Raw genomic sequence first — 14,155 nt, forward strand, 5'->3', positions numbered from 1 at the left:
ATAACGGAGTGCTGATGGACCAGTTGGGCTTCGGCATGGGCAGGGTCCCGCCGCCTGAGGCAGCGTCTCTTGCCTACTGCGCCCTGGAATCCGGCTTCCGACACATTGACACGGCGGCCCTGTACGGCAACGAGCCGGGGGTGGGCGAGGCTGTGCGGAGATTCATTTCCGAAGGTTCCGGCAGTCGGGAGGACATTTTCCTGACCACGAAAGTCTGGACGAAAACCAAGGCTATGACACCACGCTGCGTGGCTTTGATGATTCCCTGCACCAGCTGGGACTGGACTACGTGGATCTGTATCTCATCCACTGGCCGCTGCCCCAGCGGGGCCTGTTCGTGCAGACCTACCGGGCCATGGAGCACCTCTACAACGAGGGGCGGGTGAGGGCCATCGGCGTCTCGAACTTTCTACCCGGACATCTGGAACACCTGATGCACGCCACCGAGATCGTGCCGGCAGTAAACCAGATTGAGCTGCATCCATGGTTCCAGCAGGTGCACCTGCGCGAATTCAACGAACGCCACGGCATCCGCACGATCGCCTGGAGCCCTCTGGCGCGCGGCGCCGTACTCACCGATCCCGTCGTGGCGGAAGTGGCAAGGGACATGGGAAAAACTCCGGCCCAGATCGTCCTCCGCTGGCACTTGCAGCTGGGCAACACCGCCATACCCAAAACTGCCACATATGAGCGGATGCCGGAGAATCTGCGCGTCCACGACTTCACCCTCGACGCGGAAACGATGGCACGGCTGGCCGTTCTCGACCGCCCGGACGGCCGGATCGGGTCCCACCCCAATGAGGTGAACTAAGCTGCCGCCGCACAGGGGTTGGCCGAAGGACGCGGTCAACGTTCCGCAGGAGATTCCATGGGCAGTGCGGTCCGGTTCCTGATCCTGGCCCTTATGCTGCTCGCGCTGCTGGCAGTGCCAGGATCCGCCGCTTTGCGGCCGTTCCCGATTGCCATCGCAGGCCTGGGAGATTCTATTACCCAGGCCGCAAACACCTGCTGCGAACCCGGCAATTACCCGGCCCGGTCCTGGTCCACCGGCGACGGACTAAACGACGGCATCCGCAGCCACTATGAACGGTTGGCGGCACTGCACCCCCTAATCCGTAACAACAACCACAATAATTCCGCCAGCGGCGCCAAAGCGGCGGACCTTCCTGCACAAGTTTCCATGGCCGTAGACCAGAAGGCGGACTACGTCACCGTCCTCATTGGAGCCAACGACCTGTGCGCCTCTTCGGCAGCAGCGATGACGTCCACAACCGACTTCGCCAAGCAGATCAAAACCGCTCTCGATGCACTGCACCGCGGGCTGCCACAGGCGCGCATCTATGTCAGCAGCATTCCCGACATCCATCACCTGTGGTCCCTCCTGCGCAGCGACCGCGAGCCGCGACGGGCCTGGGCAGCCAACGGAACCTGCCCGTCCATGCTCGGCGCCGCGGCCACCGAAAGCCAGCGGCAGGAAGTTGTTAACCGTGAGACGGCCTTCAACAAGATCCTCGCGGACACCTGCGCACGGTATAAGAACTGCCACTGGGACGGGGGCGCCGTCTACGCCTACAAGTTCTCTGCCAACGAAATCAGCACCCTGGACTACTTCCACCCAGGCGTAGCCGGCCAAGCCGCACTGGCGGACGTGACATGGCAAGCATTCCAAGAACACCGTCGGCCCTATTGATCTTGCACCGGCGAGAGCATGCGGAGCGGGCGTCACTGCGGGCACGGGCAGCAGCTTTAGCGCCGATAACGGCGCATATGTAGCGAGGAATTCCAAGCGTTGTTATCGATGCAGTCCGGTTCCTGCTCCTGAATAGGATCAGGAACCCAACTCTGCAGAGCGAACAGACGGAAGGGCAGGTGAACGGCCGCAGGCAGGTGGGAGCGGGATTACGCGCCAGGTGATTCTGCCGCTGGATCACCTATAAGACGATCATGCGGTGGGGCGGACACCCGCAGTATGACTGCTTTGCGATAATGCCGAACCGTCAGCCGGGCGGAAGCTCCGCGGCCAGGACGCGCAGTGATGCCATGACCGGCAGGCGGACATGGACGCGGCCATGCGCTCGAGGACGACGATTGATCTGGCGGTCGGAATCATCATGGGCCAGAACAAGTGCAGCCAGGACGAGGCCTTCAACGTCCTCAAATCCGCGTCCAGCACCCGGAACGTCAAACTACGCGACCTGGCTGCAAGCATTGTCGAGAGTGTCGGCAAGGGCCCCGCCACAACACACTTCGAGGGATAACACGCTGCGCCCGGTCGAAGACCGTTTCCGGCACCATACCGGGGGGAGGACGCTCTTTGGACCCGGAATATGCGTATGCTTGAAGTGGTGCACCTCTTTGTGTGACGCGGTTACTTTCGATAGGCAAAGTCGCGGCTGGTTCGCCTCAAGCCCTGACGGAGGACCGTGATGGACCGTAATCTTCCCCTTGATGAACTCTCGCTGGTGATCGCCAGGATCGAGGGACTGCTGCTCACGGCGGAGAAGGTCGACCGGGCTGTGGAACTGCTGGCCCAGGCAATCAAGGACGCAGTACCCGGGACGATCGGGGCCGGGGTCTCTCTGCTGGACTCCCGGGGACGGCGGACCAGCAAAGCAGCCACTGACCGCACTGTCGAACAGGCGGACACCCTTCAATACGACCTTGGCCAAGGCCCTTGCCTGACCGCGTGGGCCGCCGAAGAGACCATCATCATCGACGACGTCGGTACCGATCCGCGTTGGCCGCAATGGAGCGCGGCCGTGACAGCCCTGCCCATCCGCTCCGTGATCAGCACCGCGCTGGTCGAAGAGCAGGAATGCATCGGGGCGCTAAAAGTCTATGCCGCCGTCCCGTCAGCGTATACGGACGCGGCAGCACGCATGCTGGAACGGTTCGCCGCTCCGGCCGCAACGCTGCTCTCCCACATCCAGGCCAGCGAACTCCCCCAGCGCATCAGCGAGTCCCTGCAGATGTCCCTGCACAGCAGGGACATCATCAACCGGGCGTGCGGCGTGCTGATGGAACGCCATGGTCTCGGCAGCGAGGAAGCTCTGCAGGCGCTGCTGCGCCACTCCCGCGACGCTAACGTTCCGTTGCGGCAGTTGAGCTCCGCCCTGGTTGCCGGGACGCCGGCCACTGGAAAGTAACGGCGGTGCGGGATGGGTTTTGATCCGTATGAACCGCAGCAACGGGCGATGCTCCGTTCCGCCATCCAGGCGGCTGGCATCAGCATCGGTGACTTGTGGCTGCATTACTTCAGCCTCGGCGGCAGCATCGGGGAATACGAGGTGGAAGCCTATCTGCAGGGCCTGCTGTCCCTGTCCGAAACCCAGCGCGACCTGCTGGCCATGGCCGCCAATGAACTGATTGAGAACATTCCCCGTCCCCGCGCCCCCTACGCAGACGAGCTCACCAGCGCCGGCGGAGCTGCCAGCGGAGAGGAGCCACGGGACCAGCCCCCGATGGTATCGAACGAGGAATCATCATCCGGGAGGGAGCGTCCGGGCCGGCAGGACGCGGAATAACACGCTGGCAGGAGCCAAAGACTGCAGCATCAGGGTCACGCTATTACTGTCACAGCAATAAGGTGCCGCCTTCGGTTCCAGCTGGCGCTGACGGCTGCGATCAGAAGTTCTAGCCGCCGTGCTCAAGGGTGAACGGTGCGTCGCTGCAGGGTGCCTGGGGCGAGGAGGGTGAACCCATGACCAGTTCGTTGAGAGCATGTGAGAGCAGGTCCCGTTCTTCCGCGGGCAGGACACCGAGGCCTTTGAGATACGCTGCGACCGTGTTTTCCATTTCCGTGCCGCCGATGCTCAGGTAGTGGACCCACAGCATGGTCAGGCTAACGCCGACTTCGTGCATCACGGCGGTGGTAAGTATCTGTTGGTCTGCTTCGTTCACGCCCGAACCCTTTTCTCGGGAATCCTCTCTCACCGGCAGCCTTTACTCGTCGAACGAGGTTTCCGTCTTCCCGCCACAGTTATATGTGGTGACGATGCTGGCCGCGATCTCGCGGAGCTTGACGTTGCGGGTGCTGGAAGCATTCTTGAGGATCTTGAAGGCTGCATCCTGGCTGCAGTGGTTCTGTCCCATGATGACCCCGAGGGCCAGGTCGATCGTGGTGCGTGATTCCATCGCCGCTTTCAGGTTGTCCCGGGCATCGCTCAGGTGAGCCATGCGGACCGAGAGGTTCAAGGTTTTGGAAGCCCTGCGCACATACTCCTCAGTCCTCTCGATGGCCTCGCCGGAAAACGCGTTAAGGGTCCCGGCATACAGGTTCAGAGCAGCTTTCCCCTCACCGTCCAGGTCAAAGGGGACCGCCAGGATCGAGTACACCCCGTGATCCGCGCACACTGCCATATACTCGGGCCAGCGCCTGTCCGCTTCAACGTCCGGCACGAGAATGCTTTGATCGGCTCGGATGGCAGTAAGACACGGACCGTCACCGAACGTATTCTGCAGTTCATCCAGCACCCGGGCCTTCGCGTCGCTGCTGGCAAGTGTGACCGATCTCTTCCGCCGCTCCAAGGTGATCCCGCAATACACTGCTTGAACAGGCACGGAGAGCTTCGCAGCCGAGAACCGCGTCAGTTCATCCAGGAATTCCTCAACATCGGAACTGTTCAGTACCAGATCCTGCAGATACTCGAGGATGCTGGCCTCGGATACGTAGTTTCTCGTATCAGCCATAAAGCCTCGTTCCTGATCGCTCTTCAGACAACTGCCCGAAACGGGGAAGGACATCCGAAAATAATGACGCCGAGCGTTTACGCCACGCCACTTTCAGACTACGCCGCCAAACAGGTTTGGGAGCCATTCCCGGCGGACAACCGCAATACCATGGGCGGCTTCCTAAGGGTTCGCACGCTTCCCGGTAGCGGTCGGCACACGGCGCGGACTATTGGTATTGAGTGAGTAAAGGAGTTGGTGACAATGGCCAGGTTTGATCCGTTCCGGGAAATGGACCGCCTGCCCCAGACACTGTCTGGCAGCAGGCAGTGCCCGCGGATGATGCCAATGGATCTGTACCGCGAAGGCGATCACTACGTGCTCAATGCCGACCTGCCGGACATCGATCAGAACCGGTCGAGGTCGACGTCGGCGGCCAACTGTTGAGCATCCGCACCCAGCGCACAATGAAGGACAACGGCAAGACGCGGTGGATGCTCAAGGAACGCCGGGCCGGTTCCTTCTTGGCCAGCCAACGTTGGCCAGCCAGGATATTGACGTCACGTCATTGCCGCGCACTACGACAATGGGATGCTCAGTGTGACCATCCCCGTCAGCGAAGCTACCAAGCGCCGCAAGATTAAAATCGTGGCAGGCCCCCTCCCTTGCCGGAGCCAACCTTATTCCGGTCCAGGGCAGAGTTCAGGCGCATCAGATCAGCCCGGCGCTTCCCAACCCAGGGACCTCAAAGCCATGGCTTGTGCGGGAGTGTTGGCTCATGGCAGTTTGTTCCCCGTCTTGCTAAAGTATTCCGCCCGGCGTCATCGCACGGCTGCAGTACGCCTACCCCTAGCTTGCCCTGAGGCGCGAGGGGCGGCCAGGGTCTTTTATCACCGAACCGTCATGGGCTTACAACGACGCCAGCCGTTTCTAGTGCAACTGGCCCTGGGTCGACCCGTCCCAAGTCAACGCCGGGCAGGAGGGAAGGTGAGCCGGCAGAATGATGCGCACTTTTGCCTCATCCTGAGCACCAAAGGCCTCGGTCGGACCGGATTGCTCTACCATGCGGACAGCTGGAGCCTCGATGTGTTTGGCGGTGCTTAGATCCACGATGACACCCATACCGTCGACCAGCGCTCCGAGCCGCCGGACGATCGGCAGCAGTGCGCGGCAATTCTCTTCCGTAAGGCAGCCCGTAACGGCCAGCGTGGCGGTGGAAGGGTTGGCATCAATTTTGACCAGCAGGCGCAGTTTGTGGGCCATGGCTTACTCCGGCAGGATAGTTAGTTCCAGCCCACTGCAGAACCTTCCTAGAAGGATACGGAACCCGGCATTCCGACGGCAACCAGTTCCCGCAGATTCCCCTAATCCACCCCTGCCTCGTCACCCGTCGAGTTCCAGCGGGACATTCGGTGGCATCAATGACGCAGCAGTTCGTTGCCGTATTCGCTCTGGCTTAGCGCCGTCGGGCGTGCCGCCTGTTGAGATCCCGGCCGCCTGATCAAGATCGGATGGAACGGCCGACTCGAAGGCAAGCTTTCCCCTGACCCTGCCTTCGAGATGAATGGCCAATCGTTGATGACCTGCACCAAAGTAAGCAGGCTTAGTATAGTCTTTTGGAATCTTGCTGGTTCCGTCAAGCAGTTGGGGGAACTGTTCCGGGCCTGAATCATGAGCCCACCGGGACTGGCAGAGGAGCACCAGCATGCCGGACAAAAACTCGCAGGATCCGCTGGCCCCGGCCGACGAGACCGCAATCACCTTTATCGGGGCATTCGAAAGCACCTACATGCCAGGACATGACCTGGACGTGGCTGAACTTACCGGCCATGCCGCAGCCTGGCGCGAGGACCTGGATGCTTTGGCACAGACAGGCGTACGGCAGGTGAGGTACCCTCTTCGCTGGCACCGGATCGAACCTCGTCCGGGCGAACTGTGTTTTTCCGAGACAGATGCCGTACTTCACTACATGCAGGAACTGGGACTCAAGCCGATCGTGGATCTGGTCCACCACACCAGCTACCCGATTTGGCTGGAAGACGGCTTCCGTGACCGCCGGTTCGGTAGTGCTTACATCCGCTTTGCGGAGGCCGTGGCACAGCGCTACCCGTGGCTGAATGCCTACACGCTTTTTAACGAACCGTTTGCCACGCTCTTCCTCTCCGGCCATGAAGCGCTCTGGCCACCGTACGACCACGGCATAGAGGGCTTCATCCGGCTGGTCCGGAATATCCTGCCAGCGGTTTCCGAAGCGTCCGTTATCTGGTCGGAACTCTTACCGGAGGCCCAACACATCTGGGTTGATACCTGCGAACACCATGCAGGCAGTGCCGGCGGACCGGCGGCTTACGCTGAACTGGCCAATGACCGGCGGCATGTACTGCTTGACTTGGCGTTGGGCTACGACCTGGAACCTCAGCGGCCCTTCCTCAAACAGTTTCTCTCCGCCGGCGGAGACACCTTGCTGGGGCTTCCTCCGACCCGTGTTGACGTTCTCGGCCTGGACTACTATTGCCATTCGGAGTGGTGGTATGACGACAAGGGCAGCCACTCCCCCTCGCCCCAGCCACTGGGTTTCGCCGCTCTTGCTGAACAGTATTCAAAGCGTTATGGGCTTCCCATGCTTCTGAGCGAGACAAACCTCCGGGGGCTGCCTTCGGACCGCACGTCCTGGCTGCGCTACACCCTCGAGCAGTACGAACTCGCAGTAAGCCGCGGCGTCCCCCTTCAAGGCTACTGCTGGTTCCCCTACGTGGATTCCTGCGACTGGGACTCTCTGCTGTCCCGGCCTGCCGGCCGGGTCGACCCAGTTGGTGTTGTCTCGGTTGGCGACGGCGCTGCCCGCCGACGCACTTCATTCACCGGGTTGTGGGAAGCGGCCGCAGCGGGCAAACCCGCGACTGAACTGCCGGCTTACCGGTTCCAGTCCCCTTGCAATGTCCAGCTCGCGGGATTGTTGCCGCAGATGCTGCACTGGGATTGGACGGATCCGCCCCATCACGACGTCATTCCACCGGTCCTCATCAACTCTGGCGAAGGAGCCACCGATGCAACGCAACGTTGAAGCCGATTTGGTCGTTCTGTCCCACTTGCGCTGGACATGGGTCTGGCAGCGTCCACAGCATCTGGTGTCCCGTTTTGCTGCGATGCGGCCTTCTGGGTCAAGGACGTGGTTCGTTGAAGAACCCGTCTCCGCGGACGTGCAAGCGCCGCGTCTTGAGTTTGAGGAGCACGACGGCGTTCACCGCGTATGGCTGGCAGTTCCGCACAGGCCGGGCATACCCGACCACCTGGGATTCGACGCGCCCGATGCGGCTGCCTATCCGGATCTGCTGCTCGAGCAGTTTCGCATCGATCGCCGCAGCAATCCCGACGTCCTTCTTTACACGCCCATGGCGCTCGATCTGGCCCGTGCTCTCGATCCGGCTACCGTTGCCTATGACGTGATGGACGATCTGGCCTCCTTCCGCAACGCCCCCGAGGGCCTGCGGCTCCGCCAGCGACGGCTGTTGAACGAGGCGGACGTTGTGTTCACCGGAGGCCGGACTCTTTACGAAGGCGTGAGCCGACACCGCGAGGACGGCTGCCACCTGTTTCCCAGCGGTGTAGATGTGAGACATTACGCCCAATCCCTGATTTTACGCGAAAAACGCTCGAACACTGGCTCGAAAGTTGCCGGCTACGTAGGTGTGATCGACGAGCGGCTGGACTTGGAACTGCTGGCCGGACTGGCATCGGCGCTTCCGGAATGGACTATCAGAATGGTCGGCCCGGTGACCAAGATCGATCCCGACACTCTGCCGCAGGCATCGAACATCGAATACCCGGGGATGGCAACCTACGCGGAACTGCCCGCCGTCATGGCGGGCTTCGACGTCGCCCTGATGCCCTTCGCGCTTAACGAGGCAACCCGGTCCATCAGCCCGACCAAGACCTTGGAATATCTCGCGGCCGGCCTGCCCGTGGTCTCGACCAGAGTGCCTGACATTGTTTCCAGCTACCGGAACCTGGTAAGTCTCGCCGATGATGCGGCCGGATTCGCCTCGGCTTGCCGCGCCGACAGGCCGAAGGGGAAAGACCGGAGCAACCGAGTATCCCAAATCCTGGCACGCTACGAATGGGACGCTATTGCCCAAGAAATGTCTGCCCTCATGGATCACAGTTCTTCCAGTGCGGAACATGTGAAGGGAGCGTCGGCATGAGCAGCCGCGAACGAAGCATGAAAGCTGCAGCCCAGTCCTGGGAACTCGACCTGGCGCACCGCCAGGCCGTCGCCGCCGCGATCGCCGGACTGCAGGACGCCGCGCTGGCAGAAATCCGGCTGACCGGACCCGGAGTGGGCTCCCTCGCCGATGCCGCTGTCAGCAGCGCCACCCCGTTCCTGCGGGCTCCGCTGCTGGCCAAGATGTCCGCCGTCGCCGCCCTTCACCCCGCTGCTGGAGATGCCGAAGGGTTCTGCGGCACCTGTGGCACGTCGGCACCCTGTACGACGGCGGAGGCCCTCCAATGGTAAGCGTTCTGCCCTACGGACACTACGATCTGGTAGTCGTCGGGACCGGGTTGTTTGGCCTCACGGTCGCCGAGACGGTTGCGCGGGACTATGGCTTACGAGTCCTGATGCTCGAAAAACGGGCCCACCCCGGGGGTAATGCCTGGTCCGAGACGGAACCTGAAACCGGGATCGAAGTCCACCGTTACGGGGCGCATCTCTTCCACACTTCAAATGCGCGGGTGTGGGACTACGTCAGGCGGTTCACAGAGTTCACTGGCTACCAGCACCGCGTCTTCACAGTCTTCAAAGGCCAGGTGTACCCGATGCCCATCAATCTGGGGACGATGTGCTCCTACTTCGGCCGGCATTTGACCCCGGATGAGGCCCGTTCCCTGGTGCGAGAGCAAGCCCGGGAGGTGCCCGGCGACGATTGCCGGAATCTCCAGGACAAGGCCATCTCCCTCATTGGCCGGCCTCTCTACGAGGCCTTCGTGCGGGGCTACACGGCGAAACAATGGCAGACGGATCCCTGCGATCTGAGTCCGGACATCATTACCCGCCTGCCAGTCAGGTACACCTTCGACAACCGATACTTCTCCGACAGTCACGAAGGACTGCCCGTCGATGGCTACGCCAAGTGGCTTCTACGCATGTGTGCATCCGAACTCATCGACTTCCAGCTTGGAGTGGACTTCTTCGACGTCCGCCACAAGCTGCCTACAGGGGTGCCTGTCGTCTACACCGGCCCGCTGGACCGCTACTTCAACTACGCGGAGGGCCCCCTCGGATGGCGGACCTTGGACTTCGAGCAGGAGATCCTTCCCACCGGTGATTTTCAAGGCACCCCAGTCATGAACTATGCCGACGAGGATGTCCCCTGGACCCGTATCCATGAGTTCCGGCATTTCCACCCGGAACGGGACTATCCCAAGGACCGGACCGTTATCGTCAAAGAATATTCCCGGGCGGCAGATACAGTTGATGAGCCTTATTATCCGATCAACACTCCCGCGGACCGTGCCCGGCTGAAGCGTTACCGTGCACTCGCAGCTGCCGAAGACGACGTCCTCTTCGGCGGCCGGCTGGGGACCTACCAATACCTGGACATGCACATGGCTATTGCCTCGGCCCTGTCCATGGTCGACAACGTCCTGGGGCCCCGGCTGATCGCCGGGGCAAGATCGTTGAAGAGAAATGCCTGACCAGAAGAATTACTGGCGAAGCACTGCCAAGCCGGGAGGCGTCGCATGAAGGCTGAGGAAGGAGCTGGCCGTAATTCGAGAGGATGCCGTCTTATCCGTGTACAGTTACGGGTCCGGCCAGCGCGTCAGTTCACCCGCAGTCTTGTTTGTCCACGGATACCCGGATGATCACTCGGTTTTCCATGACGCAGTCGCTGAGCTGAGCCTCGACCGCGCCGTGATTGCATACGACACCCGCAATGCCGGTGAATCGCGGGTGGCAAACGGAGGCGCAGCGGAGGCCGCGGGAGGCGGGCTGATGGCCAAAACGGGAAAAGACCTTGACCGGGTCGGTGCGGCCTGTGAAGCTGGCGGTCATCCAAACATCCTTCGGAGGCGGCACTGATGAAAGCAATGGTGTACCGCGGTCCATACAAGGTCCGCGTTGAAGAGAAGGACCTACCGCCGATCGAGCATCCGAACGATGCGATCGTGCGCGTGACCCAGGCGGCGATCTGCGGATCCGACCTGCATCTCTACCACGGCATGATGCCGGACACGCGAGTGGGCATGACCTTCGGCCATGAGTTTATCGGCGTGGTCGAGGAGGTTGGCCAATCGGTGCAGAACCTCAAGCGCGGCGACAGGGTGATGGTGCCGTTCAACGTCTACTGCGGGTCCTGCTACTTCTGTGCGCGGGGCTTGTATTCCAACTGCCACAACGTCAATCCCAATGCGACGGCGGTTGGCGCCATCTACGGCTACTCCCACACTTGCGGTGGTTACGACGGCGGTCAGGCGGAGTTCGTGCGGGTGCCGTTTGCCGACGTCGGGCCTTCGATCATTCCGGAGTGGATGGATCCGGAGGACGCGCTGCTGCTGACCGATGCCCTCGCCACCGGTTACTTCGGTGCCCAGCTCGGGGACATCGTCGAAGGCGACACGGTGGTGGTGTTCGGAGCGGGACCGGTTGGACTGTTCGCGGCGAAGTCGTCATGGCTGATGGGCGCCGGGCGTGTGATCGTCATCGACCACCTGGACTACCGGCTGGAAAAGGCTCGCACATTCGCCCACGCCGAGACTTACAACTTCGCCGAGTACAAGGACATCGTGGTCCATATGAAGAAAATTACCGATCATCTCGGCGCCGACGTGGCGATCGATGCCGTTGGCGCCGAAGCAGACGGTAACTTCACCCAGCATGTCACCGCCGCGAAGTTCAAACTGCAGGGCGGCTCCCCTGTGGCACTGAACTGGGCGATCGATTCTGTGCGCAAGGGCGGGACTATTTCGGTGATGGGTGCGTATGGCCCGATGTTCAGTGCTGTGAAGTTCGGCGACGCACTGAACAAGGGATTGACCCTGCGCATGAACCAGTGCCCGGTGAAGCGCCAGTGGCCGCGGCTGTTCGAACACATCAAGAACGGCTACCTCAAACCCAGCGACATCATCACTCACCGCATTCCGTTGGAGCACATAGCGGAGGGATACCACATCTTCTCGGCGAAGCTGGATGACTGCATCAAGCCGGTCATCATCCCGGACGCAAGCTGAGGAAGGGTCAGGAAATGCCGTACAGAGCAGAGAAGCCAGAGCGCCGGCTGTCCAGCGACGATCTTCGGGCACGAATCCCCGGATGGGGCGCGGACTTGGATCCCAAAGACCGACCGGCAGTGCCCAAGGAGCGGTTCGACCCGGGCTCCACCGGAGCACACTGGGACTTCCCGGAACGCCAGCCGGAGAAGTGGCCGCGGGAGCGCTCCATCGAGCACCAGTTCCTCACGCCTGTCTTCGGGACCTCTGCACCACCCAAGGGGCTCTCAGGCGCGATACGGAAATACTCTTACAAAAAGTACAGCGAGGGACGAGCGGCGCATTGGCTGCTCCTGCTCGCCGCCGATCGGGTCGATGCGTGGGAGAGCCACTTGCGCTCCTTCGCCAGCTTGCGGCCGGATAATCCGATCACCGAAACCGGCGTGCGCAGCGAAGTCACCCATCGCGGCGCGTCGTCCCGATTCGGCAGGAAACGGGCGGACACCAACCATCAGTGGCTGGACCCAATCATCGTGGGCGCCCCTTGGGTGGCCGCAGGCGGCATCGCAGCCGTAGCTTTCAGGGCCCTGGCGAGACGCCACCGTTCCTGAAACCGTGCCGCCGGTGCTGCTTCTCCAAACACCGGCGCAGGCCTTGTGAAGGACGAACCGGACTGCCACCCTGTTGTATACGGGACTAAGCGAAACGAATCCATCGCAGGAGCAGAACATGGACGCCAAAGCGGCAGCAAAGAAACTTTTGGCGGTCGTGGCGCTTAGCGCGCTTTTCCTCGTGGGATGCGACGACACCGAGCCAGAGGAAACACCGCAGGACGAATTGCAAGAAACCACTGAGTCTCCTGCTCCCGGCATACCAAGCGGGCCGACGGATCCCGCCATGCCGGGCGGATCACCCGAGCCTGTCCTGCCCGGAGATGAGCAGGAAACACCCTAAGCTGCCGGCGTTATGCCTTCTGGTTTCCGCTCGTGGCTTCGCGGGCCTCTCGTGAGGAGGCGACATCATCGACGATGACGATGATGTGGCGCATGCTGGCGATGAGAGAACCGTAGATTGGCCACGCGCTCCGGGGTAAGTCTTCGTGATCCGACATTTCTGACGCCAACGCGGTCAGCCGGTCGCGGATGGGTTCCACTTCGGCATCAGGATCTGCGATGACCCGGCCGGAATCGCGGACAATAGCCACCCACTGCCTCCGGAACCGTGTGTCCCACTCACCGGGAGCGTAAGCGGCGTCGCGCAGCGTACGGGCCAGATGGCGCAGATGCGAGATTCCTTCATCAACGCGAAGAAGGATTTCCTCATAGTCGACCTCTTGGTCGGCCTCTCCGGATCGCCGTCGTCTGTTGTTTGACTTGCTCGGCTTGCTCGACTTGCTTGACATCGGAAAGTGGTGACGGGGGTTGCCACGCCGGCTTTCGCGGGCGAACCGCACCCATTGCCATGCCGATTCCAGCTCCTGGGTCATTGATTCGATTTCACTGAACCACGCTTCGGCTTTGCCAGTGTTCCACGAGTCGGAGAATTCGCCCGCAATGTTGACCAGGACTTTGCCCATGCGGCGGTTGATGCTGTCGACGTGCCGGGCGGCTTGGTGCTCCCGCAGCGGGGGGACGATCAGTATGTTGACCGCGATGCCCACCGCGGCTCCCACGCCAACCTCGACCAACCGATTGAGCAACAACGGTTCCTGACTGGAGAATCCACTGCCGAGAACGAAAATCGCCGTGGTTGCGACAGCCACTCCCTCGTCGCGGATCCAGCGGATTCGGGCCACGGCCAGGCCGACGAAAAGCGCCAGGGCAAAGGTCCATACACTGACGCCAAGGTAGTTGCCGATGAAAAACGAGAGCCCAACGCCAGCTGCGGAGGCAACGGTCATTTGCACCCCGCGGGACAGCGACCGATACACCGTGGCATGGACGGTCAACAGCGCCGTCCAGGGAGCCAGGAACGGTAACGGGGAATTCAAGACCATCACCGCGAGCCACCAGGCACCCGTCGCCGCGATCACGCTCTTCACGATTTGCAGCAGGTCGGTGACGAATTCGGGGCGCTGCACCACCTGCAGCATTCGCTGCACGGCGCGCCCTGACGGCTTGTCGCTTCCGGCTTCGGTCCTGGCCGCTCCGCTGCCCGGCTCCGGGCCGGATCTTTCCGCTGTAGGCGACACGCTGTTCTCCTTCCGCAGATCCGGCGTCGCGTCGACGTCGAAACGGCCTGCGCTGTCATTCAATCGTCGCCGAAGATGCCGACGATGGCG

At 61.8% G+C, this 14,155-nt stretch carries 18 protein-coding genes and 1 pseudogene; 14 read left to right on the forward strand and 5 right to left on the reverse strand.

Annotation, left to right across the window (positions count from 1 at the left end):
• The first annotated feature begins 35 nt into the window (after nt 1–35).
• The 6 genes and pseudogenes from AC3A4M_RS05290 to AC3A4M_RS05315 all read left to right on the forward strand — a co-directional run bounded on the left by AC3A4M_RS05290 (nt 36) and on the right by AC3A4M_RS05315 (nt 3,524).
• The gene (locus AC3A4M_RS05290) at nt 36–386 is read left to right on the forward strand and encodes an aldo/keto reductase (protein WP_498734789.1); all 351 of its coding nucleotides are present in this window, start codon (nt 36–38) and stop codon (nt 384–386) included.
• A complete protein-coding gene (locus AC3A4M_RS05295; protein WP_498734396.1) occupies nt 290–811 on the forward strand; it encodes an aldo/keto reductase in 522 nt (173 codons plus the stop codon). The genes AC3A4M_RS05290 and AC3A4M_RS05295 overlap by 97 nt, the downstream gene beginning before the upstream one ends.
• 57 nt (nt 812–868) lie before the next feature.
• Entirely contained in the window at nt 869–1,690 is an 822-nt protein-coding gene (locus AC3A4M_RS05300; protein ID WP_498734398.1) for an SGNH/GDSL hydrolase family protein, read from the forward strand.
• A gap of 364 nt (nt 1,691–2,054) precedes the next feature.
• Nucleotides 2,055–2,258: pseudogene (locus tag AC3A4M_RS05305) on the forward strand (ANTAR domain-containing protein); the annotation flags it as partial.
• 168 nt (nt 2,259–2,426) lie between these two features.
• Entirely contained in the window at nt 2,427–3,146 is a 720-nt protein-coding gene (locus AC3A4M_RS05310; RefSeq protein WP_498734400.1) for a GAF and ANTAR domain-containing protein, read from the forward strand.
• Nucleotides 3,147–3,158: 12 nt separating this feature from the next.
• On the forward strand, nt 3,159–3,524 hold the full coding sequence (locus AC3A4M_RS05315) for a hypothetical protein (protein WP_498734402.1): 366 nt from the start codon (nt 3,159–3,161) through the stop codon (nt 3,522–3,524).
• 109 nt (nt 3,525–3,633) lie between these two features.
• Here AC3A4M_RS05315 and AC3A4M_RS05320 read toward each other — a convergent pair whose 3' ends face one another.
• On the reverse strand, nt 3,634–3,900 hold the full coding sequence (locus tag AC3A4M_RS05320; RefSeq protein ID WP_498734404.1) for a hypothetical protein: 267 nt from the start codon (nt 3,898–3,900) through the stop codon (nt 3,634–3,636).
• Between the two features lie 42 nt (nt 3,901–3,942).
• Entirely contained in the window at nt 3,943–4,743 is an 801-nt protein-coding gene (locus tag AC3A4M_RS05325) for an ANTAR domain-containing protein (protein WP_498734406.1), read from the reverse strand.
• A gap of 189 nt (nt 4,744–4,932) precedes the next feature.
• Between AC3A4M_RS05325 and AC3A4M_RS05330 the strand changes: the two genes are divergently transcribed.
• Nucleotides 4,933–5,115, forward strand: coding sequence for a hypothetical protein (locus AC3A4M_RS05330; protein WP_498734408.1), 183 nt, complete (start codon nt 4,933–4,935; stop codon nt 5,113–5,115).
• Nucleotides 5,116–5,598: 483 nt separating this feature from the next.
• Here the strand turns inward: AC3A4M_RS05330 and AC3A4M_RS05335 are convergent, their stop codons facing one another.
• A complete protein-coding gene (locus AC3A4M_RS05335) occupies nt 5,599–5,931 on the reverse strand; it encodes a hypothetical protein (protein ID WP_498734410.1) in 333 nt (110 codons plus the stop codon).
• Nucleotides 5,932–6,373: 442 nt separating this feature from the next.
• Here AC3A4M_RS05335 and AC3A4M_RS05340 point away from each other — a divergent pair, with 442 nt between their 5' ends.
• The 4 genes from AC3A4M_RS05340 to glf are packed head-to-tail and all read left to right on the forward strand — an operon-like array spanning nt 6,374 to nt 10,362.
• Nucleotides 6,374–7,732, forward strand: coding sequence for a family 1 glycosylhydrolase (locus tag AC3A4M_RS05340; protein WP_498734412.1), 1,359 nt, complete (start codon nt 6,374–6,376; stop codon nt 7,730–7,732).
• Entirely contained in the window at nt 7,716–8,870 is a 1,155-nt protein-coding gene (locus tag AC3A4M_RS05345) for a glycosyltransferase (RefSeq protein WP_498734414.1), read from the forward strand. Before AC3A4M_RS05340 ends, AC3A4M_RS05345 begins: the two co-directional genes overlap by 17 nt.
• Nucleotides 8,867–9,181 (forward strand): hypothetical protein, encoded by a 315-nt coding sequence (locus tag AC3A4M_RS05350; RefSeq protein ID WP_498734416.1) that lies wholly within the window; start codon nt 8,867–8,869, stop codon nt 9,179–9,181. Before AC3A4M_RS05345 ends, AC3A4M_RS05350 begins: the two co-directional genes overlap by 4 nt.
• Entirely contained in the window at nt 9,175–10,362 is a 1,188-nt protein-coding gene (glf, locus tag AC3A4M_RS05355) for a UDP-galactopyranose mutase (RefSeq protein WP_498734418.1), read from the forward strand. The genes AC3A4M_RS05350 and glf overlap by 7 nt, the downstream gene beginning before the upstream one ends.
• 130 nt (nt 10,363–10,492) lie before the next feature.
• Here glf and AC3A4M_RS05360 read toward each other — a convergent pair whose 3' ends face one another.
• Nucleotides 10,493–10,720 carry a hypothetical protein gene (locus tag AC3A4M_RS05360; protein ID WP_498734420.1) on the reverse strand — a complete coding sequence of 76 codons (228 nt, stop codon included), beginning with the start codon at nt 10,718–10,720 and terminating at the stop codon, nt 10,493–10,495.
• Nucleotides 10,721–10,746: 26 nt separating this feature from the next.
• Between AC3A4M_RS05360 and AC3A4M_RS05365 the strand changes: the two genes are divergently transcribed.
• The 3 genes from AC3A4M_RS05365 (at nt 10,747) to AC3A4M_RS05375 (ending at nt 12,828) form a co-directional block, all read left to right on the forward strand.
• Nucleotides 10,747–11,895: a zinc-dependent alcohol dehydrogenase gene (locus tag AC3A4M_RS05365; RefSeq protein ID WP_498734422.1), complete on the forward strand. Its 1,149-nt coding sequence runs from the start codon at nt 10,747–10,749 to the stop codon at nt 11,893–11,895.
• 14 nt (nt 11,896–11,909) lie between these two features.
• On the forward strand, nt 11,910–12,485 hold the full coding sequence (locus tag AC3A4M_RS05370) for a hypothetical protein (protein WP_498734424.1): 576 nt from the start codon (nt 11,910–11,912) through the stop codon (nt 12,483–12,485).
• A gap of 118 nt (nt 12,486–12,603) precedes the next feature.
• Nucleotides 12,604–12,828: a hypothetical protein gene (locus AC3A4M_RS05375; RefSeq protein WP_498734426.1), complete on the forward strand. Its 225-nt coding sequence runs from the start codon at nt 12,604–12,606 to the stop codon at nt 12,826–12,828.
• A gap of 10 nt (nt 12,829–12,838) precedes the next feature.
• On the opposite strand, the gene AC3A4M_RS05380 is transcribed toward AC3A4M_RS05375, so the two are convergent.
• A complete protein-coding gene (locus AC3A4M_RS05380) occupies nt 12,839–14,065 on the reverse strand; it encodes an FUSC family protein (RefSeq protein ID WP_498734428.1) in 1,227 nt (408 codons plus the stop codon).
• Nucleotides 14,066–14,155 lie beyond the last annotated feature (90 nt).

It is taken from the genome of Arthrobacter sp. Soil_C_60 (genome assembly GCF_057656375.1).

Excerpts from the sequence above, each read along its gene's own strand:
- AC3A4M_RS05290 (WP_498734789.1), top strand. The coding sequence starts at position 36 with ATGGGCAGGGTCCCGCCGCCTGAGGCAGCGTCTCTTGCCTACTGCGCC.
- AC3A4M_RS05300 (WP_498734398.1), top strand. The coding sequence starts at position 869 with ATGGGCAGTGCGGTCCGGTTCCTGATCCTGGCCCTTATGCTGCTCGCG.
- AC3A4M_RS05310 (WP_498734400.1), top strand. The coding sequence starts at position 2,427 with ATGGACCGTAATCTTCCCCTTGATGAACTCTCGCTGGTGATCGCCAGG.
- AC3A4M_RS05315 (WP_498734402.1), top strand. The coding sequence starts at position 3,159 with ATGGGTTTTGATCCGTATGAACCGCAGCAACGGGCGATGCTCCGTTCC.
- AC3A4M_RS05325 (WP_498734406.1), bottom strand. The coding sequence starts at position 4,743 with ATGTCCTTCCCCGTTTCGGGCAGTTGTCTGAAGAGCGATCAGGAACGA.
- AC3A4M_RS05330 (WP_498734408.1), top strand. The coding sequence starts at position 4,933 with ATGGCCAGGTTTGATCCGTTCCGGGAAATGGACCGCCTGCCCCAGACA.
- AC3A4M_RS05335 (WP_498734410.1), bottom strand. The coding sequence starts at position 5,931 with ATGGCCCACAAACTGCGCCTGCTGGTCAAAATTGATGCCAACCCTTCC.
- AC3A4M_RS05340 (WP_498734412.1), top strand. The coding sequence starts at position 6,374 with ATGCCGGACAAAAACTCGCAGGATCCGCTGGCCCCGGCCGACGAGACC.
- AC3A4M_RS05345 (WP_498734414.1), top strand. The coding sequence starts at position 7,716 with ATGCAACGCAACGTTGAAGCCGATTTGGTCGTTCTGTCCCACTTGCGC.
- AC3A4M_RS05350 (WP_498734416.1), top strand. The coding sequence starts at position 8,867 with ATGAGCAGCCGCGAACGAAGCATGAAAGCTGCAGCCCAGTCCTGGGAA.
- glf (WP_498734418.1), top strand. The coding sequence starts at position 9,175 with ATGGTAAGCGTTCTGCCCTACGGACACTACGATCTGGTAGTCGTCGGG.
- AC3A4M_RS05360 (WP_498734420.1), bottom strand. The coding sequence starts at position 10,720 with ATGACCGCCAGCTTCACAGGCCGCACCGACCCGGTCAAGGTCTTTTCC.
- AC3A4M_RS05365 (WP_498734422.1), top strand. The coding sequence starts at position 10,747 with ATGAAAGCAATGGTGTACCGCGGTCCATACAAGGTCCGCGTTGAAGAG.
- AC3A4M_RS05370 (WP_498734424.1), top strand. The coding sequence starts at position 11,910 with ATGCCGTACAGAGCAGAGAAGCCAGAGCGCCGGCTGTCCAGCGACGAT.
- AC3A4M_RS05375 (WP_498734426.1), top strand. The coding sequence starts at position 12,604 with ATGGACGCCAAAGCGGCAGCAAAGAAACTTTTGGCGGTCGTGGCGCTT.